Origin of the sequence: Streptomyces graminilatus, assembly GCF_001418565.1 — a bacterium.
GTDB lineage: Bacteria > Actinomycetota > Actinomycetes > Streptomycetales > Streptomycetaceae > Streptomyces > Streptomyces graminilatus.
Genome location: NZ_LIQQ01000066.1, coordinates 1 through 26,968 on the forward strand (window position 1 = coordinate 1; position 26,968 = coordinate 26,968).

Annotated in this window: 17 protein-coding genes and 3 pseudogenes; 6 read left to right on the forward strand and 14 right to left on the reverse strand. The window is 70.5% G+C overall.

Annotation, left to right across the window (positions count from 1 at the left end; genetic code table 11):
* A partial coding sequence (locus tag AOK08_RS07065) for a M14 family metallopeptidase (protein ID WP_241826860.1) occupies window positions 1–1,051 on the reverse strand: 1,051 nt, incomplete at its 3' end.
* 2 nt (window positions 1,052–1,053) lie between these two features.
* The gene (gene solA / locus AOK08_RS07070; protein ID WP_055524586.1) at window positions 1,054–2,193 is read right to left on the reverse strand and encodes an N-methyl-L-tryptophan oxidase; all 1,140 of its coding nucleotides are present in this window, start codon (window positions 2,191–2,193) and stop codon (window positions 1,054–1,056) included.
* Between the two features lie 284 nt (window positions 2,194–2,477).
* Here solA and AOK08_RS07075 point away from each other — a divergent pair, with 284 nt between their 5' ends.
* Both AOK08_RS07075 and AOK08_RS07080 read left to right on the forward strand, forming a co-directional pair.
* On the forward strand, window positions 2,478–3,224 hold the full coding sequence (locus AOK08_RS07075; protein WP_055524587.1) for an IclR family transcriptional regulator: 747 nt from the start codon (window positions 2,478–2,480) through the stop codon (window positions 3,222–3,224).
* 259 nt (window positions 3,225–3,483) lie between these two features.
* Window positions 3,484–4,227 (forward strand): IclR family transcriptional regulator, encoded by a 744-nt coding sequence (locus AOK08_RS07080; protein ID WP_055524588.1) that lies wholly within the window; start codon window positions 3,484–3,486, stop codon window positions 4,225–4,227.
* Between the two features lie 117 nt (window positions 4,228–4,344).
* On the opposite strand, the gene AOK08_RS07085 is transcribed toward AOK08_RS07080, so the two are convergent.
* From AOK08_RS07085 to AOK08_RS07100, 4 genes are read right to left on the reverse strand one after another with little or no spacing between them, the layout of a single operon-like run.
* The gene (locus AOK08_RS07085) at window positions 4,345–4,698 is read right to left on the reverse strand and encodes a cupin domain-containing protein (protein WP_055524589.1); all 354 of its coding nucleotides are present in this window, start codon (window positions 4,696–4,698) and stop codon (window positions 4,345–4,347) included.
* A 30-nt stretch (window positions 4,699–4,728) separates the two neighbouring features.
* Window positions 4,729–6,168: an NAD-dependent succinate-semialdehyde dehydrogenase gene (locus AOK08_RS07090; RefSeq protein ID WP_055524590.1), complete on the reverse strand. Its 1,440-nt coding sequence runs from the start codon at window positions 6,166–6,168 to the stop codon at window positions 4,729–4,731.
* Window positions 6,165–9,068, reverse strand: a complete 2,904-nt coding sequence (locus tag AOK08_RS07095; RefSeq protein WP_055524611.1) for an FAD-binding and (Fe-S)-binding domain-containing protein — start codon at window positions 9,066–9,068, stop codon at window positions 6,165–6,167. Before AOK08_RS07095 ends, AOK08_RS07090 begins: the two co-directional genes overlap by 4 nt.
* Window positions 9,065–10,333: an aspartate aminotransferase family protein gene (locus tag AOK08_RS07100; protein WP_055524591.1), complete on the reverse strand. Its 1,269-nt coding sequence runs from the start codon at window positions 10,331–10,333 to the stop codon at window positions 9,065–9,067. The genes AOK08_RS07095 and AOK08_RS07100 overlap by 4 nt, the downstream gene beginning before the upstream one ends.
* Before the next feature lie 247 nt (window positions 10,334–10,580).
* On the opposite strand from AOK08_RS07100, the gene AOK08_RS07105 reads away from it, so the two are divergent.
* Window positions 10,581–12,215, forward strand: a complete 1,635-nt coding sequence (locus tag AOK08_RS07105) for a PucR family transcriptional regulator (RefSeq protein WP_055524592.1) — start codon at window positions 10,581–10,583, stop codon at window positions 12,213–12,215.
* A 307-nt stretch (window positions 12,216–12,522) separates the two neighbouring features.
* Here AOK08_RS07105 and AOK08_RS42850 read toward each other — a convergent pair.
* The 8 genes and pseudogenes from AOK08_RS42850 to AOK08_RS07135 form a co-directional block, all read right to left on the reverse strand.
* Window positions 12,523–13,007 (reverse strand): annotated as a pseudogene (locus tag AOK08_RS42850) (TetR/AcrR family transcriptional regulator); the annotation flags it as partial.
* A gap of 153 nt (window positions 13,008–13,160) precedes the next feature.
* A pseudogene (locus AOK08_RS42855) lies at window positions 13,161–13,350 on the reverse strand (LacI family DNA-binding transcriptional regulator); the annotation flags it as partial.
* 161 nt (window positions 13,351–13,511) lie between these two features.
* Entirely contained in the window at window positions 13,512–15,101 is a 1,590-nt protein-coding gene (locus tag AOK08_RS07110) for a glycoside hydrolase family 43 protein (RefSeq protein ID WP_055524593.1), read from the reverse strand.
* 22 nt (window positions 15,102–15,123) lie between these two features.
* On the reverse strand, window positions 15,124–16,044 hold the full coding sequence (locus AOK08_RS07115; protein WP_055524594.1) for a carbohydrate ABC transporter permease: 921 nt from the start codon (window positions 16,042–16,044) through the stop codon (window positions 15,124–15,126).
* Window positions 16,044–16,928 (reverse strand): carbohydrate ABC transporter permease, encoded by an 885-nt coding sequence (locus AOK08_RS07120; RefSeq protein ID WP_055524595.1) that lies wholly within the window; start codon window positions 16,926–16,928, stop codon window positions 16,044–16,046. The genes AOK08_RS07115 and AOK08_RS07120 overlap by 1 nt, the downstream gene beginning before the upstream one ends.
* Before the next feature lie 10 nt (window positions 16,929–16,938).
* Entirely contained in the window at window positions 16,939–18,282 is a 1,344-nt protein-coding gene (locus AOK08_RS07125) for an ABC transporter substrate-binding protein (protein WP_055524596.1), read from the reverse strand.
* 459 nt (window positions 18,283–18,741) lie between these two features.
* Window positions 18,742–19,833, reverse strand: coding sequence for a LacI family DNA-binding transcriptional regulator (locus AOK08_RS07130; protein WP_055524597.1), 1,092 nt, complete (start codon window positions 19,831–19,833; stop codon window positions 18,742–18,744).
* 91 nt (window positions 19,834–19,924) lie between these two features.
* Window positions 19,925–20,932: a hydroxyacid dehydrogenase gene (locus AOK08_RS07135; RefSeq protein WP_198539143.1), complete on the reverse strand. Its 1,008-nt coding sequence runs from the start codon at window positions 20,930–20,932 to the stop codon at window positions 19,925–19,927.
* 756 nt (window positions 20,933–21,688) lie between these two features.
* On the opposite strand from AOK08_RS07135, the pseudogene AOK08_RS07145 reads away from it, so the two are divergent.
* The 3 genes and pseudogenes from AOK08_RS07145 to AOK08_RS07155 form a co-directional block, all read left to right on the forward strand.
* Window positions 21,689–22,036 (forward strand): annotated as a pseudogene (locus AOK08_RS07145) (ABC transporter permease subunit); the annotation flags it as partial.
* Window positions 22,037–22,071: 35 nt separating this feature from the next.
* Window positions 22,072–23,601, forward strand: coding sequence for a glycosyl hydrolase family 28 protein (locus tag AOK08_RS07150; protein WP_055524599.1), 1,530 nt, complete (start codon window positions 22,072–22,074; stop codon window positions 23,599–23,601).
* Window positions 23,598–26,945 (forward strand): alginate lyase family protein, encoded by a 3,348-nt coding sequence (locus AOK08_RS07155; RefSeq protein WP_055524600.1) that lies wholly within the window; start codon window positions 23,598–23,600, stop codon window positions 26,943–26,945. Before AOK08_RS07150 ends, AOK08_RS07155 begins: the two co-directional genes overlap by 4 nt.
* Window positions 26,946–26,968 lie beyond the last annotated feature (23 nt).

A 26,968-nucleotide genomic window follows, 5' to 3' on the forward strand; every position in this document is an offset into this window, starting at 1 on the left:
GGGCTTCCTCGTCGGAGCCGTGGCCCGCGCCAGGGGTACGGAGGGTGTCGGGGCTCGGGGCCGATTCGGGGTCCCACGGGACGGCGAGGGCGGCGAGTTCGGCGCCGGGGGCGACGGTGAGGCCGTGCATGCCGTAGAAGATCCGTCCGCCAGCCGGCGCGTGGACCGTGTGCTCCGTGCCGTCGGCGGGGTCGATGATGTGGCCCAGCACGTCGCCCTCGGCCACTTCTCCGATGACGTCGGTGTCGAAGGCGAACTCCGGGTACCACAGGCCGGTGGCCTCGGCGGTGACGCCGGCGGACCAGACCCACTCGCGAATCGCGGCCGGGGCTGAACCGCCCTGGTCGAGGACGCCCAAGTGGCGCAGCGCCCTGAGAAGTCCGTCGACGCGTCGGAGGGCCGTTGGCTCGTCGCGCTGTCCGAGCGAGCCCACCTCGACGAGGACCGCCGAGATACCGCGGCGGGCGGCGGCCGCGTGGCTGTTGCCGCCGTCGGCCTTCAGTCCGAGGATGACGTCCTCGATGCCGAAGGAGCCCGCCAGTACGGCCGTGGCCTTGTCGAGGTCCGGGTCGCCGGTGAGGCGATAGCCGACGAAGTCCCGCAGGACCTGGTCGATGCCGCCGCAGTGCAGGTCGACGTAGACGTCGGCGCCGTCGAGGAGGTGGGTGAAGAGCCAGGCGGCCAGCCGCTCGGTGGGGCCGCCGGACGGGTCGCCGGGGAAGACCCGGTTGAGGTTCACGCCGTCGACCGGGGAGATGTTGAGCCGGCCCTGGTACACGGCGGGCGGGTTGGCGACGGGGCAGATGATCACCTGGCCGTGCACCTCGCGGGGGTCCAGCCGCTCCGCCAGTCGTACGACGGCGTCGATGGGCGTGAACTCGCCTCCGTGCACACCCGCGGTGATGACGACCCGGGGGCCGGGGCGGGAGCCGTTGACCAGGGTCAGCGGGATGCCGACGGTGAGGGTGCCGAGATCCGCCTGGACGGTGCCGCGAGCCTTGGTGCCGGGCCCGGCGCGCAGGGCGCCGACGGAGAGGGTGGCGTCGTTCATGGTCAGGCCTCCGTACGGCCGACGGTGGAGATGAAGCCGATGGGCTGGGGCGAGGTGCCGTCCAGCGCCAGGTCGGCGGCGATGTCGCCGAAGGCGGGCGCGAGCTTGAAGCCGTGGCCGGAGAAACCGGCGAGCAGGATCACGTTCTCGGCGCCGGGCAGAGGGCCGACCAGGGGGCGGCTGCTCTCGGTGTAGCCCTCCATATAGACGGAGAGCCGGGTCGGGTCGGGGTGCAGGTCCGGCATGTGACGCCCGATCAGCTCGGAGAAGATCTCCAGCTCTTCCGGACGTACCGTGCGGTCCAGCTGGTTCGGGTCGCCCGCCGGCTGGTGCAGGGCGCGGGAGAGGCCGAGCTTGACGGAGATGCCGTCCGGGGAGGGCAGGCCGTAGCAGTGGGTGGGCGCGGTCCTGATGAACGCCGGGCGCTCCTCGCCGAACCAGGCTTCGGGGCTGGTGGGCACGTACCAGGCGCTGACGAGGCGGCGGACGTCCACCTCCCACGGCAGGTCGGGCAGCAGATCGTTGACCCATGGTCCGGGGGTGACGACGGCGGTGTCGAAGCGCTCACTGCCGGAGTCGGTGCGGATCTCGACGCCGCCCGCGACGGGGACGATCTCGCGGACCGTGCTGTAGCGGTGGATCACCGCGCCCAGCTGCTCGGCGCGGCGGGCGGCGGTCTGGATGGTCAGCTCCGGGCGGATGAAACCGGCGCGGCGGTCGAGCACGGCCGCGTCGCCGTCCTCGATGCGGTACTGGGGGAATCGTTTCGCCAGAAGCCCGGCGTCCAGCACCTCGTGGTCGAGGTCGTGCTCCGCGATGGACTGCAGGACGGTGGCCATCTGCTGGTGTCCGGTCGGTCCCATCAGCAGGCATCCGGTCAGCCGGCGCAGCTCGCGGCCGGTCTCCTGCTGGAGCTGCTCCCACAGGGAGTCGGCGTGCTTGAGGAGCGGGACGTAGCGGGAGTCCTCGAAGTGCGCGCTGCGGAAGATCCGGGTCTCACCGCCTGCGGCACTGCGGTCGTGGCCGGGTGCGAACCGGTCGTATCCGACGACCTCGGCGCCACGGGCCGCCAGCCGCCAGGCGGCCTGGCTGCCCATCGTTCCGACGCCGACGACGGCGACGCGCTTCCTGGCAGCAGACACAGACTTTCCTTTCGTATCGCCGAGGCGCATGCTGGGCGCCCGACGTGAGGTTGGTCGATTCGAGGCGATTTGGACGGGGGTCGGGCCCTTTTCCTCGGGTCCTCGGCTCACAGCCGCCGCATCTCGCGGTGCCGGCCCACTTCTTCGGAATCTCTCCCGATAGACCGTGCCACATTGTGGAACGCTGTGCTAGAATCTGGCACGAGAATGGCAGTGGCGCGATGTGGAGTCAATAGGGTGTTCATCAGAAGTTCCGAGGATTAACGGGGGGAAATCGGATGGAAATGAAGAGTGTGACCAGGTCTTTGCGCGTCCTGGAGGCGGTCGCCCAGCATCAGCCGGTCACCGTCGGGGAGTTGACGAAGCTTTTCGGCCTGCCGAAGTCGACGGTGCAGCGCACCCTGGTCACCCTGGCCGAGGCGGGCTGGCTGCGCGCGAACCGCAAAGACACCACGCGTTGGGAGATCGGTGCCCGGGTTCTGGCCGTACGACCCGCCGCCCTACAGGGCTCCAGCCTGTTCGCCGCCGCCCGCGAACCCATGATCCGGCTTCGCGACACGGTCAACGAGACCATTCACCTCTCGGTGCCCGACGCACTGCAGTGCATGGTCGTCGTCGACCGCGTCGACTGCGACCACCCGGTACGCACCTTCCACAACATCGGCGACACCTCCCCACTGCACGCCACCGCCGTGGGGCGCGCGATCCTTGCCCGGCTTCCGAAGGCAGACGTCGAGGAGCTCATCACCCAGGGCCTGGAGCGCTTCAGCGACACGACCCCCGCCGACCCCGACGAACTGCGCGCCGAGCTGGACCGGATCCGCACCGACGGGTACGCGGTCAACCGGAACCAGTACCGACCGGGCGTCTGTGCCCTCGCCGCGCCCGTGCTCGACGAGAACGGCACCCCGCTGGCCGCCGTGGGGGTCTCGATGCCCGACTCCCGATACGACGTGGACCGGGAGTCCGAGTGGGGCGGCCTCGTCGTCGACGCGGCACAGGAGATCAGCGGACGCCTACTGGGCGGCTAAGGGAAGGCGGCGGCCCAGGAGGGCCCGGGACCGGCGAGGGCCGGCTTGCACGTGTCGGGGCGTGCGGGTCGGCCCTCGCCGTACGTCGGGGCGCTCCTGCCTCTCATCGCCGTGAAGACTGTCGGGCCCCACTTCAACCTCCATGCCGTATTGTGGAACGCCGTGCTAGAATCCGGCATGGATCATGCCCACGGCTCCGGAGGGGAGTCAAGAGGTGAGCACGACGAAGCCACGCGACTGACGGGGGTCCCGGATGGAAATGAAGAGCGTCACCAGGTCACTGCGCATCCTGGAGGCGGTCGCCCGGCATCAGCCCGTGACCCTGGGGGAGCTGACGAAGCTCTTCGGCCTGCCGAAGTCGACGGTGCAGCGCACCCTGGTCACCCTCAACGAGGCCGGCTGGCTCCGGGCCAACCGCAGGGACACCACGCGCTGGGAGATCGGTGCCCGGGTTCTGGCCGTACGACCCGCCGCCCTACAGGGCTCCAGCCTGTTCGCCGCCGCCCGCGAACCCATGATCCGGCTCCGGGACACGGTCAACGAGACCATTCATCTCTCGGTGCCCGACGCACTGCAGTGCATGGTCGTCGTCGACCGCGTCGACTGCGACCACGCCGTACGCACCTTCCACGCCATCGGCGACACCTCGCCTCTGCACGCCACGGCCGCCGGGCACGCGATCCTCGCGCATCTCCCGAATCCCGAGGTCGAGGAGTTCGCGACGGGCACATTCGAGGGGTACGGCGAGGAGACCATCACCGACCCCGAGGAACTGCGTACGGAACTCCAGCGGGTCCGGGATCGTGGCTACGCCGTCAACCACAACCAGTACTTGCAGGGGGTCTGCGCCATCGCGGCGCCCGTCCTGGACGGTGAGGGCACTCCGCTGGCCGCCGTGGCCGTCTCCCTGCCCGGCTCCCGCTTCGAGCCCGGCCGATTGCCCGAACTGGGGCGGCTGGTCGCCGAGACGGCGGCGGAGATCACCGCCCGGCACCTGGCCTGACGACGGTCCGGCTCCGGGTCCTCGCCCCGGCTGACGGCCGCGCTCCCGACCCGGACCGGTCCGGCCCCCTGCGGGAGGCGACCAGGCGCACCCCTGCGAGGAGCCGACTTCACGGCATCACTTCACGATCACGTAGATCTTGCGCACGGTTTCGATGGTCTTCCAGACACCGACGAAGCCCGGCTTCATGACAAAGCTGTCGCCTGCCTTGTAGACCACCGGCTCACCACCTTCCGGCGTGAGCTCGACGATGCCGGCGAGGATGTGGCAGAACTCGAAGGTCTCGCCCTTGATCGAGCGCGTCTCGCCGGGCGTAGCTTCCCAGACCCCCGTATGGATCGTCTCCCCGCGGGCGACGTCCTGGGGCCAGGTCATGAACGCGGGGTCGCCGGAAACCAGACGTTCCGGGAGCGGTCCGGACTCGTGCGGCGCGAAGGAGGGATTGGTGTCGATGGTCTTCAGGAACGACATGTTCTTCCTTTCCTGGGCTCAAGAACTTGGTCACCGCATGGGCACGGCGACGTACTGGTACTCAAGGAACTCCTCGATCCCGACCCGGCCGCCCTCGCGGCCCAGCCCGGACTGCTTGACGCCGCCGAAGGGGGCGGCCGGGTTGGAGACGAGGCCGGTGTTGAGGCCGACCATGCCGACCTCCAAACGCTCGCTGACCCGAAGGGCGCGGTCCAGGCCCTCGGTGAAGACGTAGCCGACGAGGCCCCAGGGCGTGTCGTTGGCCCGGCGGACCACCTCGTCCTCGTCCTCGAAGGTGAGGATCGCCGCGACCGGGCCGAAGATCTCCGTGTCCATCAGGCGGCTGTCGGGGGCCACGTCCGCGAGCACGGTCGGCGGGTAGAAGCAGCCCGGCCCCTCGGGCGTACGGCCGCCGACGAGCACCCGGGCGCCGCGCTCCACCGCGTCGGCCACCAGTTCCTCGACCTTGCCCCGGCCGACCCTGTCGATCAGCGGGCCGACGTCGACGCCGTCCCGGGTGCCAGGGCCCACGACCAGCGCGCCCATGCGCTCGGCCAGGCGACGCCCGAACTCCTCCACCACGGAGCTGTGGACGAAGAAGCGGTTGGCGGCGGTGCAGGCCTCGCCCATGTTGCGCATCTTGGCGACCATCGCGCCGTCGACCGCCTTGTCCAGGTCGGCGTCCTCGAAGACGATGAACGGCGCGTTCCCGCCCAGCTCCATCGAGGTCCGCACGACCGCCTCCGCGCTCTGGGCGAGCAGCAGGCGTCCGACGTTGGTGGAGCCGGTGAAGGACAGCTTGCGAACCCGCCCGCCGCGCAGGAGCGGTTCGCACACCTCCCCGGCACGGGAGGTGGTGACGACGTTGAGCACGCCGTCCGGCAGCCCGGCCTCCTTGAGGATCGCGGCGAGAGCCAGGCTGGAAAGGGGGGTCTGCGGGGCAGGCTTGAGGATCATCGTGCAGCCGGCGGCGATCGCCGGGCCGATCTTGCGGGTGCCCATGGCCAGCGGGAAGTTCCACGGGGTGATCAGCAGACAGGGGCCGACGGGTCGGCGGGAGAGCAGCATGCGGTTGCGGCCGTCGGGCAGGACGCCGTGGCCGCCCTCAATACGTACGGCCTCCTCGGAGAACCAGCGGAAGAACTCGGCCGCGTACGCCACCTCTCCTCTGGCCTCGGCCAGGGGCTTGCCCATCTCGGCCGTCATCAGGTGGGCCAGCTCGTCGGTGCGCGCGACGATGATCTCGTACGCCCGGCGCAGGATCTCGCTGCGGGCCTGGGGCGCCGTACGGGCCCACGCCTCCTGCGCCTGGACGGCCGCCTCCTCGGCGCGCTGGGCGTCCTTGGCGCCCGCGTCGGCGACGTGGCAGAGGATCTCACCGGTCGCGGGGTCGTCGACGGGCATGGTGGCGCCGTCCGCGGCGTCCGCCCAGGCGCCACCGATGAACAACTGCGTGGGTGTGTCGGTCATGAGTTCTCTCCTGGTTGTCCGGGTCGGTCGGCGGTGGGGTCGAGCAGTTCCGCGAGGTGCAGGGCGCGGATGCCCCGGTCACCGGCGAGGTGGTCGATCTGGGTGACACAGCTGAAACCGTCGGCCACGACGACTGTCGGCGTGTCCTGGTCGATGTCGTCCAGGCGTGGCTTCAGGGCCAGGTCGGCGACGGCCATCGAGGTGTCGTAGTGCTGTGCCTCGAAGCCGAAGTTCCCGGCGAGTCCGCAGCAGCCCTCGGCCTCGTCGACGTTGTGTACGCCGAGGCGGCCGAGCAGGTCGCGGGGGTGGCTGCCCTTGAAGGTGGCGTACTCGTGGCAGTGGGTCTGCAGGACGACCCGGTCCGGGAGCGCCGGCGGGGTCCAGTCCGGCGCGGCCAGGTCGGTCAGGGCGCCGGTGAGGGTGTGGACGCGGGCCGCGACACGCCGGGCGGCCCCGGTGCCGAGCAGTTCGGGCACGTCCCGCTTGAGGGCGGCGGCGCAGCTGGGTTCGGCCACGACGATGGGCCGGTCGTCGCCGTTGTCGAGGTGGGCGACCGTACGGGCCATGATGCGGCGGGCGGTGGACAGTTGGCCGGTGCTGACCCAGGTCAGGCCGCAGCACAGGCCGTCCTCGGCCGTGCAGGGGATGCCCGCGTCGGCGAGTACGCGGCTCGCGGCGCCCGCCACCTCGGGGCGGAAGGCGCGGGTGAAGCTGTCGACGAAGAGCAGGGCCTTCGCCGGTTCGCCGGTCCTCGCCCTGCGCAGGGCATCGCGAAGCGCGTGCCGGGAGGCGAAGGCCGGGATGCGGCGCTTCGTGGTCACACCGCCGAGCCGGGCGAGCAGTTTGCCGACCGGGCCGCGCAGCAGCGCGTTGACCGGGCGGGCGGCGTATCCGGCCAGGGCCGAGGTCAGCGGCAGCCAGCCCAGCGAGTAGTGGGAGCGGGGCCGGATCCTGCCCTTGTAGTGCTGGTGCAGGAACTCCGCCTTGTACGTGGCCATGTCGACGCCGACCGGGCAGTCGCTGGAGCACGCCTTGCAGGACAGACACAGGTCGAGGGCGTCACGCACCTCCGTCGAGCGCCAGCCGTTCTGGACGAGGTCGCCCCGCACCATCTCCTGGAGCAGCCGGGCCCGGCCCCGGGTGGAGTCGCTCTCCTCCCCGGTGGCCCGGTAGCTGGGACACATCACTCCGCCCGCGTCGCTGCGGCAGCGGCCGACGCCGACACAGCGGCCCACCGCTCCGGCGAAGCCGTTCTCGTCGTGCGGGAAGGAGAAGAGGGACTCGACGGGCAGTACGTCGGAGGGCGTGTGCAGCGCGAGGTCGGCGTCGAGGCGGGCCGGGGCCACGATGACGCCGGGGTTGAGCAGCCCCTCGGGGTCGAAGATCTCCTTGAAGGCGGCGAACGCCCGGATCATCCGGTGGCTGTACATGACCTCCAGCAGCTCACCGCGCGCCCGCCCGTCCCCGTGCTCGCCCGACAGCGAGCCGCCGTGGGAGACCACGAGCGTGGCCGCCTCGCCGAGAAAGCGTCGGGTCGCGGCCCGGCCGGTGTCCGTGGCGAGGTCGAAGTCGATGCGCACATGGACACACCCCGCGCCGAAGTGGCCGTACAGCACCCCGGTCAGCCCGTGGGAGGCCAGCAGCTTGCGGAAGTCCCGCAGGTAGGCGGCCAGGTCCTCGGGCGCGACCGCCGCGTCCTCCCAGCCCGGCCACGACTCCCCGCCGTCCACCAGGCGGGCGGCGAGCCCGGCGCCGTCCTCGCGGACCCGCCACAGCGAGCGCCCTTCGGCAGGGCTCCGCACGACCCGTCCGCCGGTCGTCCGGCCCTGGGCCCTGAGCACATCGAGGAGTTCGGCGGCACGGGCGTCGACCGCCGCCTGGTCGTCACCGTCGAGTTCGACGTACAGCCAGGCCCGCCCCTCGGGCAGTCCGGTCACGGAGTCCGGGCCGCGGCGGGCGCGCATGGTGGCGACGATCGCCTCGTCCATGCCTTCCACGGCGGTGGGGTTCCAGCGCAGGATCTCGGGGACATCCTCGGCGGCGTCGACCACGTCGTCGTAGCCGAGCGCCAGCAGCGTGGAAGCCTGTGCGGTCGCCACCAGGCGGACCGTCGCCGCGGTGACGACCGCACAGGAGCCTTCGGTGCCCACCAGAGCACGGGCCATGTCGAAGCCGTGTTCGGGCAGCAGGTGGTGCAACTGGTAGCCCGAGACCTGACGGGGAACGCGGCCCAGCTCGGTGCGGATCGGCGCCAGGTTGGCGTCGATCAGACCTCGGACGTCCGCGGCGAGGCGGGCGACACGACGGACCGCGTCCGTGTCGTCCGGGTCGGCCGCGCGCAGGCCGCTGCCGTCGGCGACGGCTCGCACGCCGTCGGCCGTCACGATCTCCAGCGCCTCGATGTGCGTACTGGTACGCCCGTGCCGCACCGACCGGTTTCCGCAGGCGTCGTTGCCGATCATGCCGCCGAGGGTGCAGCGGCTGTGCGAGGAGGGGTCGGGGCCGAAGGTGAGCCCGTGCGGGGCGGTCGCGCCGCGCAGCACGTCCAGGATCACCCCGGCCTCGACGCGCGCGGTGCGCGCCACCGGGTCGATGTCCAGAATCCGGTTCATGTACCGGGAGAAGTCCAGGACGACGCCCGGTCCGACCGCGTTGCCGGCCATGCTGGTGCCGCCGCCGCGCGCGGTGACGGGAACGCCCGTCTCCCGGCAGGCCCGCACCACCGCGACCACGTCGTCGGCGCTGCGGGGGAACACCACGGCCCGCGGCGGGACCCGGTAGTTGGAGGCGTCGTAGGCGTAGGGGCCGGTGGAGCCCGGGCCGGTCTCCACCCGCAGGCCGGGAGCGGTCTCGGCGAGCCGCGCGACCAGCGGCTCCAGGGCCGTGGTGGTGTCCGTCATCGCCCTGCCGCTCCGGATGTGCCGGCCTCCACCGCGGTCGCCCACGCCTGGAGGCCCTCGTCGACCGCCGTCTCGTCGATGACGAGCGCCGGGATCATCCGTACGACCTGGTTCCAGGCGCCGCACAGCAGCAGGAGCAGGCCCTCGTCGATCGCGGCGCGCTGCACGCGGGCGGCGGTGTCGGGGTCGGGGCTGCCGTCCTCGGTGACGAACTCGGTGGCCAGCATCAGCCCCAGGCCGCGTACGTCGCCGATGCCCGGCGTACGGTCGGCCACCGCCTCCAGACCGTGCCGCAGCCGCTTGCCCATCGCGTCGGCGTTCTCGACGAGCCGCTCGTCACGTACGACGTCCAGGGTGGCGACGGCCGCCGCGCAGGCCACGGCGTTGGCGCCGTACGTACCGCCCTGCGAGCCCGGCCACGCCTTGGCCATCAGCTCTTCGGACGCGGCGATGCCGGACAGCGGGAAGCCGCTGGCCAGGCCCTTGGCGGTGACGAGGATGTCCGGGGTGACGCCGAAGTGGTCGTGGCCCCAGAAGCGGCCGGTGCGGCCGACGCCGGTCTGCACCTCGTCGAGGATGAGGAGGAAGCCGTGTCGGTCGGCACGCTCCCGCAGGCCTTCCATGAACGCGCGGGTGGCGGGCACGTAGCCGCCCTCACCGAGCACCGGCTCGACGATGATCGCGGCCGTGTCGGCGGGCGAGGAGATCGTCTGGAGGGTGTAGTCCAGCTCCTGGAGAGCGAAGCGGGTGGCGGTCTCCGCGTCCCAGCCGTAGCGGTAGGCCGACGGGAACGGGGTGACGACCACACCGCTCATCAGCGGGGAGAAACCGGACCGGAAGCGGGTGCCGGACGTCGTCATGGAGGCGGCGGCCACCGTACGGCCGTGGAAGCCGCCGTGACAGACGATGACGTTGGGGCGGCCGGTGGCCTGGCGGGCCAGCCGCAGCGCGGACTCGACGGCCTCGCTGCCGGAGTTGGTGAAGAACAGGCTGTCCAGTCCGGCCGGCAGCACTTCGCCCAGCTTCTCGACGAGCTGCCGCAGCGGCTGGTGCATGACGGTCGTGTACTGGCCGTGCACCAGCGTGCCCACCTGCTCCTGCGCCGCCGCCACGACCTTCGGGTGGCAGTGCCCGGTGCTGGTGACGCCGATACCGGCGGTGAAGTCGAGGTAGCGCCGGCCGTCCTCCCCGTAGAGGTGGACTCCCTCGCCCCGGACCGCCACCACGGGCGTGGCCTGGCGAAGGTGCGGCGACAGTGCGGTCATGTTCGTCTCCCGGCCTGGGTGTTCGGCTGCTGCGGTGTCCCGAAGCATCTCCTCGGACCGCGGGTGCGCCAACGTGCGATCTGTCCGGCCGGGCAGTGACATCCGGACGTTGTGTCAGCCGCATCGGGGCAGGCCTGGTGCCGCTCCGCTCACGGACGGCTCTTGCGCAGGTCAGCGACGCTTGTCACAGTGGCCGGGCACTCCCGGGCGCGGAGCCGTGCCCACGCAAGGGACCCATGGAGACACCGTGAACGACAACCGCCCGGCCGGCCATGGACCCACCCGCGAGGTCAGCGTCGCCGACGTCCTGGCGCTTCCGGTCCTGGCCTCCGGACAACCCCAGGTCGTCACCGGTGTGCCCCACCTGGACCGGCCGGTCAGGTGGGTCCACATCACCGAACTGACCGACCCCGCGTCCTTCCTCAAGGGCGGCGAACTCGTCCTGACCACCGGCATGCCGCTCCCGGACGACGCGGCCGGCGTGCGCCGGTACGTCGACGAACTCGCCGACGTCGGGGCCGCGGCGCTGGTCATCGAACTCGTACGCCGCTATCACCGCCCGCCGGACGCGCTCGTCGAGGCCTGCCGCCTGCGTGGCCTTCCCCTCGTCACACTCGCCAAGGACGTCAACTTCCTGGAGGTCACCCAGGTCGTCCACGCCCTCCTGCTCGGAAACCAGGCGGACGCGATGCGTCGCACCCAGCGCATCCACGAGGTCTTCACCGCCCTGACCCTGCGCGGTGCCGGCCCGGAGGACGTGGTGCGCGCGGCGTCGGAGATGTGCGGTCGCACGGTCGTCCTGGAGAACCTGGTGCACCAGGCACTGATCTGCGAACCGTCCGGAGACACGGTGGAGGAGTCGCTCACCGGTTGGGAACGGCGTTCCAGAGCCACCAGGGCGACCGGGGCCGACGACCGCACGGCGACATCCGGCCCGGCGGGCTGGCTCACCGCACCCGTCGAGTACCAGGGCGAGCGCTGGGGCCGGGTGGTCATGCTCCCGGCCCGCGCCGACGGCCCTGCCTTCGGACCGGAGGACATCACCGTGTTGGAGAGGACCGCGATGGCACTGACCGTCGCCCGCCTCATCCACCCCACCCCCTGGGAACGCACCGCGCACCGAAACGCCCTGCGCGACCTGGTCGACCAGCGCCACCGCTCCACCGAGGACGCCCACGCCCGCTGCGCCGCGCTGGGCCTGCCGACCGACCGAAGCCGGTTCGTCGCGATCCAGGTGGACCTCCGCGCGGTCAGTGGGGGAACCGAGGCGGAGACCCACCTGTTCGAGGAACTCCGTACGGCGGGCATCCCGGCCCTCGTCGGCGAGCTGGCCCCGGACCGCCTCGGTATCCTGCTGGCTCTGCGCCCCTCCCAGCCCTGGCACCCCATTGTCGAACGGCTGTGCGGCACCGCGCTGAGTCTGGCCCCGCGCGCCGTGGTGAGCGTCGGCTCGGAGGTCACCGACCTCTCCGACGCGGCCCGTTCGTTCCGCGAGGCGGCCCGCGTCGCCGAGGCCACCCCACCCGACCAGTCCCTCCCTCCGGACCGGTCCTTCCACGAGCTGTCCGACATCGGCCTGCGCCGCCTGCTGTACGCACTCCGCGAGGACACCCGGATTCAGGAGTACGCCGAACGGCAACTCGGGCGGCTCATCGACCACGACTCCCAGCACGGCACCGACCTGCTGACGGCCCTGCGCCACTACCTCGACGCGGCCGGCAACAAGACCACCGCCGCACGCCGGGGCGGCCTCTCCCGCGAAACCATGTACCAACGCCTGCGCACCATCGAACGTCTCCTCGACCGCGACCTGGAGTCGGGCGAACAGCGCACCGAACTCCACGCGGCTCTCACGGCATTCGATGTACTGCGGGTCGACTGACGGGGAACGGGCAGCGTCCCTCGGCAGCCGACCCTCATCTGCTGGTACACCCTTGATTCGGGGGTGGGCCGACGAGGTGAGGCCGGCCTCCACCTCAGGCGTGCGAGTCGCCGTCGATATGGGCCACGTACGGTAGGCCTCGAAGGCAAGCTCGTGTTCGCGCGAGCGCGGTCGGGCGGTGCAGCGAACGCTGCACCACTCTCGATCGAGCAGGATCGAGCAGGATTGAGCAGGACTCAGCAGGATCGAATCGGGGTGTAAAGCGGGCGCTTTGGTAAAGCCGCAGGTGAGAAGCATCAACCGGATAGGTTCGAGGCAGGCCGATGGCCACGTGGATGGAGAAGCCGTCCAGGAGGGCGTGCGGCCGGGCGGCGAAGCGGTCGGGTCGACGGGGCGGAACTCGCCGTGCGAGATGCCCTCGGCGAGCAGCGCGACGAGGTCGCGGTGCCAGGCGCCCTCGATGGCGGCCTGTCGCTCGCGGGCGTCCGCGTCGGCGGCGGCGCTCTTCGAGCGGTTCCAGACCTCCAGCCAGAGAGTCCAGTACGGGTCGCGATGGCCGTCGGGGACGTACAGGCCGACGTACGCGTCGAGCCGTTCGCGCGCCGGTGCCGCCCGTACGAGCAGCCGCCCGTGCTCGGTGCCGAGCCGCCCCTCACTCCACTCCAGGGTGCGCAGCAGCAACTCGTCCTTGGAGTGGAAGTAGTAGAGGAGGTGGCCGCTGCTCATGCCGACGTCGAGACCGAGTGCCGCCACGGTGAGCTTCTCCAGACCACGCTCGGCGATCATTTCCATGGCCGTGGCGAGTACGTCCTCGCGAGGCGGGTGCGCTGTTGCGCCGATGAGTGGTCACGGGGCGGACTCCACGCGGACTGCTTGCGGGACGAGCCGGGTCTCGTAGCCGCCCGAGCAGTCGGAGGCATCGATGGCGACCTCGGCTCCGCACGCGCTCGAAGCGCGGTCTGCGGACCTGGCCGAGCCGGTTCAGTGCCTCGGTGACCCGGCGGCGGGTCCCGGGGGCCACGTCCTCCCGGCCGTTGACCACCTTGGAGGCGGTCGGCACGGACACCCCGGCCTCGCGGGCCACGACCGCGAGGGTGGCTCCGGCGGCCATGCTCGCACCGCCCGTACGGACCATCGGAACCGCCTCTCCGGCCCGTCCGAGGGCCATGAAAGTTTCGGCCAGCGCGGAAACGGTAAGCGCTTCCTACCCTCGGTTCGCCGCGCTGAGTCCGGAAGAGCCCGGAGTTCGCGGGAGTCCACGGGGCGCGACTTTCGAGACTTCGAACAGGCTCTGGGCTACGGGCAAGTGAGGCGGAACCCCGTGAAGTCGGCGGTGAACGACGCGTCGACGAGGTCCACGGCGTGGATGCCGGCCATCGACCCGGTGAACCGCAGCCTGGAGCCGTGGTCGTCGGACAGTTGGGTGAAGTCCAGCGCCGGCCCGACCGGTGTCCGCTCGCCTTCGTGGACGTACCAGAACCGCGCCCGCCCCTCCTCGACGGTCACTCCCAGGGTCAGCGGCGCGCTCGCGTCCACCTCCACCATGGCCGCTTCCCGGGTGCCGGACTCCTCCCGCTCCACGAGCCGGAGAACTGTACGGCCGCCGCCGGCCCACTGCTGCCCGTGCTGCCCCTCGCCCGCGGGCTCGGCCCAGGTGAGGTCCAGGCTCAGATACGCCTGCGAGTCGTACCGCAGGACCAGCCCGGCGGCCTGCGTGAAGGTGCGCGGACGGGCCTGGACGGTGACCTCGGCCTCCGCGCGGTGCTCGGTGATCCGCCGGGCGAGCAGACTGTGCGCCCACCGCGACTCGGGGCCGTGCCGGCCGTGCAGCCGGATCCAGCCCGGCCGGGTGGTGGTGTCGGCCCAGCTCGCATCGGGGTATCCGCGCAGGGTGCTCCAGGGCCAGCCCAGCGCGTCGTCCGGCGCGCCGAGCCGGGGCTCGGGTGCGAGGGCCGGCGTCGCCACCTCCACCTCGACCGCGGGATGCGTACCCCCGTGGCGCAGCCTCGGCCACCCCTGCGCGTCCCATGTCACGGCCTGGACGGCCGTCTCGCGCCCGAGTGTGCAGCGCGGCCCGTCCGGCGTACGCAGCGGCCGGGCCGCGAGGTGACTCAACACCCAATCCCCGTCCGGCATTTGGGCCAACTCGCCGTGGCCTGCCTTCTGCAACGGCAGCGACGGGTCGTCGCGCGACGTCAGCAAGGGGCGGTCGTCGAGTTCGTACGGCCCGGTGAGGGCACGGCTGCGCGCCATGCGCACCCCGTGCTCGAACCCCGTGCCGCCCTCCGCCAGGACCAGGTGGTACCAGCCGTCCCGGCGCACCAACTTCGGCCCCTCGATGAGCCGTTCGTGCTGGAGCAGCAGATGCGTGCCGCCGGTCGGGCTCAGCGTCTGCCGGTCCAGCTCCGTCAGCACGATCCCGGCGAACCGCCGGCCGCCGGGACGGTGGTCGTTCTGGAGGTTGAGCAGCCACAGCCGCCCTTCGTCATGGACGAGCGCGGGGTCGAAGCCGTGGCTCGGCAGCCTGCGCGGCGGCGCCCACTTGCCGCCGATCTCCGCGGCCGTGGTGACGTAGGTGTCCGTGTCGAAGTACGGCGTGCCCACCGAGCGCACCACCGAGTAGACCATCCAGAACCGCTCACCGTCCCAGCTCAGCGACGGCGCCCAGATGCCGCCGGAGTCGGGGACCCCGGCCAGGGAGTCGCCGGGGACAGCGCCTTGGACATGGCCGGCGTACTCCCAGTGGGCCAGGTCCCGGGAGCGGTGGATGGGGATCGTCGGGAACCACTCGAACGAACTCGTCGCCACGTAGTACCAGTCGCCGGCCCGCACCAGGGAGGGGTCCGGGGCGAAACCGCGGATGACGGGGTTGTGCAGCAAGGTCACGTGAGGGCTCCCGGGGCGGCGGTCACTTCAGGGCCCCCAGCGTCACGCCGGTCCGCCAGAAGCGCCGCATCGCGACCATCATGATCGCCATCGGCACGATGGACAGCAGCGCGCCCGTCAGGACGAGACTGGTCACGTCGACGCCCGACTCCAGGCGTTTGCCGGTCCAGTTGTACAGGCCCAGATTGAGGGTCCAGTTCTCCTCGCCGCGCAGCACGGTCAGCGGGAGGAAGAAGGCGTTCCAGGTGTTGACGAAGGCGAGCAGGAACACCGTGGCGCCGCCCGTGGTCATCATCCGCAGCACGATGCTGAAGAAGATCCGCACCTCGCCGGCGCCGTCGATCCGCGCCGCCTCCAGCAGCTCGAAGGGGATCGTGGCCTCCGTGTACACCTTGGCCAGATACACACTGAACGGGTTGATCAGGCAGGGGATCAGCATCGCCCAGGGCGTGTCGACCAGCCCGATCGCCGAGAACAGCAGATACAGCGGCAGGGTGAGCAGCGCGATCGGGATCAGGAACGACCCCACCACGCACGCGAAGACGACACCCCGGCCGGGAAAGTCGAACCGGGCGAGCCCGTACCCCGTCGCCAGCGCGATCAGCGTGCCGCCGAGGGAACCGACACCGGCGTACAGGAACGAGTTGGCGGTCCAGCGCAGGAAGATGCCGTCCTCGTAGGTGAACACCTGCTGGAGGTTGTCCCACAGATGCCAGCCGGAGAACCACAGCCCGTTGCTCTGGTACATCCCCACCCGGTCCTTGGTGGCGGCGATCATCAGCCAGTACACCGGGAACAGGCTGTAGGCGCTCGCCAGAACCAGCCCGACCAGCACGAACCGCTGCCCGCCGCGGGAGCGGGCCACCGGATCCGGGCGGCCGATCCGCCGCACGCCGGTCACGGTCTGCGGCGCCTTCTCCTTGCGATGCTCGGTCAGCGCCATCAGTTGGCCTCCCTTGAGGTCAGCCGATAGAAGAGGAAGGACGCCACCCCGAGGATCAGGGCGAGCAGCACCGAAAGAGTCGCGGCGTAGTGGTAGTTGCCGGCGTTGAACGCCTGGTTGTAGATGATCATGATCGGGGTGAAGCTGTCGCTGACGGTCTGCGGTGTCACGTTCCTGAACAGCGCCGGTTCATTGAAGATCTGGAGCATCTGGATGATCGACAGCAGGGCGGTCAGGACGAGCGCCCCGCGCACGAACGGGATCTTGATGCTCAGCGCGATCCGAGACTCGGAGGCACCGTCCAGCCGCGCGGCCTCGAACAGCTCGCGCGGCACGCCCTGGAGCGCCGCGTAGATGATCACCATGTTGTAGCCGATGCCGTGCCAGGTCAGCAGATTGCCGATGGCCGGCCACACCATGGAGGGCGAGAAGAAGTTCCAGTCGAGTCCGAACAGTCCGGCGAGCGGCGTGAGCGGTCCCACCTCGGGGCTGTACAGATTGATCCACACGATCGCGGCGACGACACCGGGGATCATGTACGGCACCAGCAGCAGAATCCGGAACCGTCCGGCCGCCCTGGCGCCGACCGCGTCCAGGAACAGCGCCAGGGCCAGGCTGACGACCAGCATGAACGGGATCTGCACACAGGCGAACAGCACCACCCGCAGGACGGAGCCGATGAACGCCGAGTCGGTGAGACCGTCGCGGTAGTTGTCCAGGCCCGCGAACTCGGTGGTCGAGCCGCCGAGGCCCAGCCCGGACTGCTTCTGGAGAAACAGCGACTGGTAGACCGCGTAGCCGATCGGGAGCAGGTACAGGAAGGCGAAGCCGAGCTGGAAGGGCACCGTGAAGGCGGCACCCTTCCAGCGCTGGGAGCGAATCATCGAGTCCGCCTCAGCCCTTGACGCTGATGCCGCGCTGCTTCAGGTCGTCGACCGTCCACTTCTGCATGTGCGCCAGCAGATCGGTGACCTTCTGCTGCTTGCTGACGACCTTCGCCCACTCGTCCTGCAACTGCGTGAACATCGCCGTCCAGTTCGGCCCGAAGGTCCAGTCGGTGGTGACGGTGTCCAGGCTGTCCGTCACGACCTTCTTCGCGGGCTCGTAGTTCTTCCCGAGCAGCTTCTCGGAGATCGCCTCCGACACATACGCGTCGCTGTCGGCCAGCGCCGGCATCACACCGCTGCCGGTCTCCGGGCTCGCCATGGTCTTCACGGCCCCGGCGTCGGTCGACATCCACAGCGCGGCCTCGGCGGCCTGCTCCTTGGCCTCGCAGTCCTCGGTCACCAGCGTCAGATTGCCGCTCTGGTTGGTCCCGGCCGGTGTCCTGGCCGCCTCCCCCTGGAACGCCGGCCAGGGCGACAGCGCCCACTTGCCGAAGGACTTGGTGAAGTTCTGCACCATGCCGGACATCTGCCAGGTGGAGATCTGCCGGGTCGCGGTGCCGCCGTTGTCGTAGTTGCGCTGCACGGCCGCGTAGTCCGCGAAGGAGAGCTTGGAGTTGAGGTCGTTGTCGACGATCTCCTGGATCACCTTCGCGGCCTTGAGCGTGCCCTCGTCCTGGAAGTTCACCACCCATGAGTCGCCGTCGATGGCGTACCAGTGCGCCCCGGCCTGCATCGCCAGCACCTCAAGCGTGCTGGGGTCCTCACCGGCGTAGTTGGTGATCTTGACGCCGTGCTTCTTCAGCTCCTTGCCGGCGGTGATGAAGTCGTCCCAGGTCGCCGGTGCCTTGAGTCCGTACTTCTGGAAGAGGTCGGTGCGGTAGATGGTGAAGGCGGGCGCCGAGGCGGTCGGCACCCCGTACACCTTCCCCTGCACCTGACCGGTCGCCCACGAGCCGGCGTTGAACTTGTTCTTGTCGGCCTCGACGTACCGGGTGATGTCGGAGAGCGCACCCTGCGAGACCCAACTGGTCACGTACTCACCGGTGTTCTGGAGCAAGCAGGGCGCGTTGCCCGCCTTGACCGCGTTGGTGAGCTGCTTCTGCATGGTCAACTGGTCGGTGACCTTCGTGTACTTGAGCCGCACGTCCTTGTGCGAGGCGTTGAACGCCTCGACGACCGCCTGCTGCCCGTTGGCCCAGCCCCAGAAGTCCAGGGTGACCGGGCCGGAGCCCTTGGACCCCGAGCCGGAGTCCTGCGAGTCGTTTCCGCCGCAGGCGGCGAGCAGACCTGTCAGTGCGATTCCCGCGACGGCGGCGGAGGCGAACCTTCTCCGGGGGCTGGTGAAGTTCATCAGACCGTGATCCTTCGGAATGGGAGAGAGCGTGCTTGCTTCGAGGCGGCTGCGACAAGGAGGCGCCGGCCGGGAACGGCGGCGGGAATCCATCGGCTCGCGGTTGCGGAGCCGGCCAAGCGGAAGCGGTAGTAAGCGGTTGCAGGGAAGGTAGGCCGGGAGCTGAGCGCATGGCAAGAGGTGGGCGGATATTTGTTACGGCGGGTTGTCGCGGGGATTAGCGCGGGAGGCGCTGCGGCTCTGCCCGCACAGGAAGCCATAACTCCAGGTCAGAGCCAATGACATGACGTCGGCAGGCGGACGGGACGACCCTCGGCCGGACCGCTCGCCCACCTGCGAGGAACCCGGGAAACCGCTTACGAAACAAATACTTCCAGCGACTCCCGCGTCATCACCAATGCCTGAGCTTGTTCTTTATGGTCTGAGGCCCGATTCGACCTCAGACCATAAAGAACAAGCTCAGCCGCGCCGGGTGGCGGGCGGCCGCACGGAGTTGCGTACGACGACATGGGTGCCCAGCACCAGATGGTCCCCGTCCCGGCCCTTGCGGCGCCCGGAGACGCCCTCCCGCCGGTCGGCGACGGCGCGCAGCGCCACCCGCCCCATCTCCTCGTACGGCACGTGCACGGTGGTGAGTTGAGGGGTGAGCTGGGAGGCGAGCGGGATGTCGTCGTACCCCACGATCGACACGTCCTCCGGCACCCGCAGCCCCGCCGCCCGCAAGGCCTGCATGGCGCCGGCCGCGACGACGTCGGTCCCGGCGAGAACGGCGGTGAAGCCCGGGGTCTCCTCCAGCGCGGCCTCGACGGCCTCGTACCCGTGCTCGTAGTCGTAGGGCCCGCGCCGCACCAGAGCCGGGGCGAACGGCACGCCGTAGGCCTCGAAGGCCCGCTGTGCGCCCCTCAACCGCCCCTGGGCGGTGGTGAGTTCGGAGTGGCCCGGCAGGACGAGCACCTCGCGATGCCCGGCGGACAGCAGATGGCTGGCCATGGCGTAGGCGCCGCCCTCGTTGTCGTAGTCCACGGTCGTCGCCGGCACGTCGCCCTCCAGCGGCGGCCTGCCCACCAGGACCAGGTGCGACCCCGCGGCGTCCAGCGAGCGCGCGAACCGGGCCATGCGCAGCTGGTACTCGTCGTAGTCGTAGGCGCCGCCCAGCAGCACCACCGCCGCGACACCCTGCTGGCGCATGAGGTTGACCAGCGCGAGCTCCCGCTCGGGATCGTCCCCGGTGGTCCCCACCAGCGAAAGCCAGCCCCGCAGCGTGGCCGCGCCCTCGACGCCCTTGGCCACGTGGGCGAACGCGGCGCCGGTGATGTTGTTGATCAGGATGGCCACGGTGGGCGTACCGCCGCCGGCCAGGGAGCGGGCGTGGGCGTTGGTGACGTAGTCCAGGTCCCGGACGACCTTCATCACCCGGCGGCGCAGGTCCTCCGACACCGGGTAGTTGCCGGACAGCACACGCGACACGCTGGCGACGGAGACGCCGGCGCGTTCCGCCACGTCCCGGATGGTGGCCCGGCCGGCGTCGCCGGCCGTCTTGCGTTGACTCACCCTCGAGGCTCCTTCACCGTTGCGCCCACCCGGCCCTGAGCCCGGGAAACGCGCCCCCCACAGACGCGGAAACCGTATCCCACTCCCACCCTCAGGCCACCCGCACCAAATCGATCTCCCGCACCTCATGCGCCAACCCCACTCCGCCCACCACCCGCTCCAGCTCCTCCACCACGATCCACCCCAGCCGCTCCAGCTCATTGCCGAGCGACCCGGCGATATGGGGCGTCAGGAACACATTGGGCAGGTGATACAGCGGCGACCCCGCGGGCAGCGGCTCCGGCTCGGTCACGTCGAGCACCGCGTGCAGCCGCCCGGAGACAAGCTCATCCGTCAGCGCCTCGGGATCGATCAATGCCCCCCGTGACGTGTTGATCAGCACTCCGCCATCCCGGATCAGCGCGAGCCGGTCCCCGTCGAGCATCCGGTACGTCTCGGGGATGTCCGGCGCGTGCAGGCTGACGATGTCGCTTTGCCGCAGCAGGTCCTCCAGCGACAGCAACTCCGCCCCGAACTCGGCGGCTTCGGCGGCGCTGACGTACGGATCGTGCAGCAGCACCGTGAAGTCGAACGGCCGCAGCAGCTCCAGCAGCCGGCGGCCGACCCGCGACGCGCCGATGACGCCGACGCGGCGGCCGACGTTCCCGGTGTCGGCGGTCTCGGCGGTGGACGGGTAGGTGTGCGAGGCGCGGAAGCGCTCCCGGTGGGCGAAGGTGTCCTTGCCGGCGAGCAGGATCATGGCGAGCGTGTACTCGGCGACGGGCAGCGCGTTGCCCGTCACGGCGCTGGAGACGGCGACGCCCGCTTTCCACAGCGCGTCGCCGACCAGCGAGCGGACCGAGCCGGCCGCGTGCAGGACGGCGCGCAGCGCGGGTGCGACGGCGAGGGCGTCGCTGTCGAGGCGGGGGCAGCCCCAGCCGGTGATGAGCACCTCGGCCCGGGCGAGGGCCTCGGCGGTCGCCGGGTCGGCGAAGTCGCGTACGACGAGCGCGGGGTCGATGACGGCCGTCTGCCTGAGCCGGGCCATCAGCGGTGGCGGGAAGAGCAGGGGGAGGTGCACCGGATCCATCGCGAACACGGCCCTCGGCAGGCTGGGCATGGCTCTCCTGAGACAGTCATCGGAAACATTTTCAGAAAGCGTCTTCTACCGTAGATCTGCCAAGTGGGCCGGTCAATCGGTGCGGTGAGAAGCCGGTTCCCTGACCTCGGCGAGACGGACGGTGGGCGGTGCTCATCATGTACTCACCCCTTGGGAACAGATCCAGAAACCGGTTACTGACTCTTTTCGAAAGTTCGCCGGGACTCTTGACGCCGTATGCAATCCCGCAAGAAGCTCTGGCCCAGCACCTTCGGCAACCGGTTGCTACGGGAGTCCCCACGTCACCACTTCATCGCCCACCGGCCGGATCTGGCCGCCCGCGCGATCGGTGGTCGATATTTCGCACAAGCTGAGCAGGAGGTGGTGTGCCATGCGCCCACATGCCGGTGGTGCCCCTACCGGCGCCTCATCGAGCCGCCGCCGATTCCTCGCCCTTTCCGTGGGCGCGGTCGGTGCGACCGCGGTGAGCGGCTGCGCGTTGCAGGTGTCGAACGGCGTCGGCGGTTCGGGCGAGACCGTCACCGTGATGGTGAACTCCGGCGACATCCTCCCGGAGCAGGTCCGGCAGGCTAAGGAGGACCTCGCCATCAAGATCGTCCTAGTGAAGTACGACATCACCAAGCTGATCGCGATGCTCACCAGCGGCAGCCCGCCCGACCTGGTACGCGGCGTCGGCGCCGTCGACCTGCCGTACTTCGCGGCTCGCGACGTGGCCGAGGAACTGGACCCCTGCTTCGCCCGGAGCGACGTCCTCGCGCTCGACTGCCGCGCGAGCTGGAGGAGGCCGCGATCGTCGACGGCTGCCGATACCCGTCGATCTTCTGACGGATCTTCCTGCCGCAGTCCTGGCCGGTGCTGTCCGCGAGCTTCATCATCGCCTTCACCTGGACCTGGGGCGACTGCATCGCGCCGCAGCTCCTGCTGTCCACCGACCGCACCACCCTCACCGTCGCCGTGATGACCGCCTACGTCAACGAGGCCGGCACGCCCGTCCCGGAACTCCAGGCCGCCGCCTCCGTGATGTACGTCGTCCCGATCCTGCTGATCTTCCTCATCGCCCAGCGCGGTTTCGTCGCCGGGATGTCCACGTCCGGGCTCAAGTAGCCCCTCTTGCCGACCTGTTGACCAAGGAGTCCCGCATGAACACGCCCCTGTCCCGCCGCACCGCCCTGCAGTCCGCGGGCGCCACCGTCCTCGCCGCCGGCCTCACCTCGATGACCGCCACGGCGGCCGGGGCCGCGGACGGCGCCGACGCGGCGCCGAAGCTGGTGACCTACCCCCGGCCGTCCGCCATGCCGACCAACACCAGCTTCAAGGTGCGGGTCCGCAGCGCCCCGGACGGCGAGTGGCAGACCCTGGACATCTGGCGCCCCCAGCTGTCGGAGATCAACGCGGCCACCGGGTCGAGCAAGGTGTACAACTCGTCGCTGGCGTACTTCGACTTCCAGGGCTCCGTCGAGATCGAGGTCACCTACCTCAAGGGCGGCACCACCAAGGCCCGGGTCCGACCGGACTCCTACGGCATCAAGCCCGAGGTCCTCGGTGACACCCTGCGCCTCACCCTCGACCAGCCGCGCAACATCGTCGTCCAGATCAACGACGACATCTTCGACTGCCTCCACCTGTTCGCCCGCGCCATCGAGAAGAAGCGACCGGCGCCGGACGACCCGAACGTCCTCTACTACGGCCCCGGCGTCCACACCACCGCCGACGGCTACCTCACCGTCCCCTCCGGCAAGACCGTCTACCTCGACGGCGGCGCCGTCCTCAAGGCCACCGTCCTCTTCCGGAACGTCGAGCACTCCGGACTCGCCGGCCGCGGTGTGCTCGCCGGGACGGTGGACGGCGGCGTCCTCGTCGAGAACTCCAGAAACATCGCCGTCGGCGCCGTCACGGTCCTCAACCCGAACGGCTACGCGGTCAAGCTCGGCGAGGCCACCGGCGTCACCATCAAGGGCCTCGGCTCCTTCAGCTCCAAGGGCTGGGGCGACGGAATCGACGTCTTCTGCAGCAGCGATGTCGTCGTCGACGGCGTCTTCATGCGCAACTCCGACGACTGCATAGCCCTCTACACCCACCGATGGGAGTACTACGGCGACACCACGCACGTCACGGTCCGCAACTCCACCCTCTGGGCGGACGTGGCCCACCCCATCAACATCGGCACGCACGGCAACACCGACAACCCCGAGGTCCTGAAGAACCTCACCTTCAAGAACCTCGACATCTGCGATCACCGCGAGCCGCAGCTCAACTACCAGGGCTGCATCGCCCTCAACCCCGGCGACCGCAACCTGATCAAGAACGTGCGGATCGAGAACGTACGCGTCGAGGACTTCCGCTGGGGCCAGCTCGTCCACATGCGGATCGCGTACAACACGAAGTGGAGCACCGCGGTCGGCCGCGGCATCCAGAACGTCTACATCAAGGACCTCACCTACACCGGCAAGCCGCTCGCCACCTGCCTGCTGCTCGGGTACGACGCCAAGCACGCCATCAAGGACGTCACCTTCGAGAACCTCGTGGTCAACGGCAAGGTGATCGCCGACTCGATGAAGAAGCCGGGCTGGTACCTCACCACCGACACCATCCCGATGCACGCCAACGAGCACGTGCTGAACCTGAAGTTCCTCACCACCGCCGAGGCCGAGGAGGCCGCCGCGTCATGAGCACCCTGAGAGACCTCCCCGCACCGAGCCGCCGGGGCTTTCTCGGCGGTACGGCCGCCCTGCTGCTGGTCGCGGGTACGAGCGGACTGCTCGCGCCCGGCACCGCACGGGCGGTCGGCGACAGGACGGACCGCGGACGTTTCACCCATCCCGGCCTCCTCCACACGGCCGACGACATCGCGCGGATGAAGGCCGCGGTCGCCGCTCACGAAGCGCCGATCCATGACGGCTACCTCGCGTTCGCGGCCCATGCCCGCTCGAAGTCGACGTACGCCGTCCAGAACACGGGCCAGATCACCTCCTGGGGCCGTGGCCCCACCAACTTCCAGAACCAGGCCGTCGCCGACTCGGCCGCCGCCTACCAGAACGCCCTCATGTGGTGTGTCACCGGCGAGCGCGCCCATGCCGACAAGGCACGGGACATCCTCAACGCCTGGTCGGCATCGCTGACCACGGTCACGGGTGCCGACGGTCCGCTGGGCGCCGGCCTCCAGGTCTTCAAGTTCGTCAACGCGGCCGAGCTGCTGCGCCACAGCGACTACGACGGGTGGACGGACGCGCACATCGCGCGCTGCGAGCGGTCCTTCCTCGACGTCTGGTATCCGGCGATCTCCGGCTACATGCTCTACGCCAACGGCAACTGGGACCTGACGGCAATTCAGTCCATCCTGGCCATCGGCGTGTTCTGCGAGGAACGCACCCTCTTCGAGGACGCCCTGCGCTTCGCCGCGGCCGGCAGCGGCAACGGCAGTGTGCGGGGCCGCGTGGTCACCGACGCCGGCCAGGGGCAGGAGAGCGGCCGCGACCAAGGACACGAGCAGCTCGCCGTCGGCCTGATGGGCGACGTCGCCCAGGTCGCCTGGAACCAGGGCATCGACCTGTGGGGCTTCGACGACCATCGCATCCTCGCCAACGCGGAGTACGCGGCGCGCTACAACCTCGGCGGCGACGTGCCCTTCACCCCCGACCTCGACCGCACCGGCAAATACATCAAGACGACCGTCTCCGACAAGGTCCGCGGCAGCCTGCCACCGGCATACGAGATGTACTACGCCCACTACGCCGGCGTCCGCGGCCTCGACACCCCCTACACCAGAGCGGCCGTCTTCCGCGGCACCGGCGGCGCCCGCTTCGTCGAGGGCGGCAACGACGACCTGCCGAGCTTCGGCACCTTCACCTACGCCGGGACCAAGGCCCCCGCACCGACCGCGCCGACGACCCCGGCGGGCGTCACCGCCCTCGGCGACTCCGACGCCGTGACCGTGTCCTGGCTGCCCTGCGCGTGGGCGACGACGTACACCGTCAGCCGGGCCGGCCGCCCCGAAGGGCCGTACACGAAGATCGCCGCCGGGAAGGCCGAGCCGGAGTACACCGACACCGACGTACACGCGGGACGGACGTACTACTACACCGTCACCGCCGCCAACTCGCAAGGAAGCAGCGCCGGTTCGGGTGCGGTGGCCGTCACCGCCGGTCTTCCCCGCCCCTGGTCCACCCGGGACGTGGGCGAGGTGCGGATCCCCGGGTCCGCCGCCTTCGACGGCGAGCGGTTCCTGCTGGAGGCGTCCGGCACCGCCCACACCTACCGCTGCGTCCATCTCCCGTTGCGTGGCGACGGCACGATCACCGCGCGGGTCGTGTTCCCGCTCAGCTCGCAGTACGCCAAGATCGGCGTCACCCTGCGCGACTCCCTCGACGCGGACGCCGCCCACGCCTCGATGCTGATCCAGGGGCTGCCGCTGCACACCTGGAGCGGCGTGTGGACCGTACGGCCCGAGGCGGGCGCGAGCGTCTCCGCCACCGGCAGTACGCCCGTCCCGCCCACCCAGCGGCAGGCCATCACCGCGTCGGCCGCCTTCCCGATCTCCGACCTCGGCGAGCTGCCCGAGTCGGCGACCCCGCTGCGGGCGCCGTACGTCGAGGGCGCGGGCGACGGCTACCGGCTGCGGGCGCCCTACTGGGTGCGGGTGACCCGCAGGGGCCGCCGCTGCACGGGCGCGATCTCCCCGGATGGCATCCGCTGGACCCAAGTCGGCGCCAGCGACGTCGAGTTGGGTGCTACGGCGTACGCGGGTCTCGTCCTCACCTCCTGCCTGGGTGTCGACGCGGACTACGCCGAGACCGGAACGGGCGCCTTCGACAACGTCAGCGTGACCTCCGCGAACTCCGGCGAGGTCTGGTCCCCGCCCCGCCCCACCCGCACCGCCACCGGACTGAAAGCGTCACCCGGCGCCGATGCCGTGGAGCTGACCTGGACCGACCAGGATCTCTCCGCCCGCTACAAGGTGCTGCGCTCCACGACCGCCGACGGCCGCTACGAGACGATCGCGACCGGCATAGGCCCGGTCGGTTTCGGCACCCGGATCCGGTACGCGGACGCCACGGGGACCCCCGGCGGGACGTACCACTACGTCGTGGCGAAGACGAGCCACGGCGGGCGCGGTCCGCTCTCCACGCCTGTGTCCGCCCGGATGCCGGCCCCGGGCCCGCCCCGACTCACCTCCGCCACCCAGGCGTTCGCGAACAAGGGCGTTCCCTTCTGCCATCTCCTGCGTGCCTCGCACGAGCCCGTACGGTTCGGCGCGGCCGGGCTGCCCGACGGTCTCCGCCTCGACAGGCGCACCGGCCTGGTATCCGGAACGCCCACCGAGAGCGGGGTGTTCACGGTCACCACGACTGCGGGCAACGCCTCCGGCGACGGCACCGACACGCTCACCCTCATGGTCGGCACACCCCCGCCGGCCCCTTGGACGTACGGCGACCTCGGTGACCCGGTGCTCGACGAGCGCGCCTTCGGCACGCTCGGCGTGGTCGCGATCCGCACCCCGGGCAGCACGTCGTACGACGACGGGACCTTCACCGTGCGCGGAGCCGGCGTCGACCTGAACGTCAACAACCAGGCGATGACGGGCCAGTTCGTACGACGCACCGTCACCGGCGACTGCGAGATCACCGCCAGGCTCGGCTCCCGCACGGGCGCGAGTGCCGACCAGGTGGGACTGCTGATGGCCAAGTCGCTGTCGCCGTTCGACCAGGCCGCCGGGGCCGTCGTCACCGGCGGGACCACCGCGCAGCTCATGCTGCGCACGACCGTCGCCGGAAAGTCGGCGTTCACCGGGAACGCCACCGCCGGCCTTCCCTGTCTGCTGCGGCTGAAGCGCGTCGGGACCGCCTTCACCGCAACCCTGTCCACCGATGACGGTGCCACCTGGACCACCCTCGCCACCGGCGAGATCCCCGGATTCGGTGACGCCCCCTACCACGTGGGCCTGGTGGTCTGCTCGCGCGACCAACTGGCCCGCTGCACCACCGAGTTCAACGAGGTGAGCATCACCACCGACTGATGCCCCCACGGATTGGAGTCGTA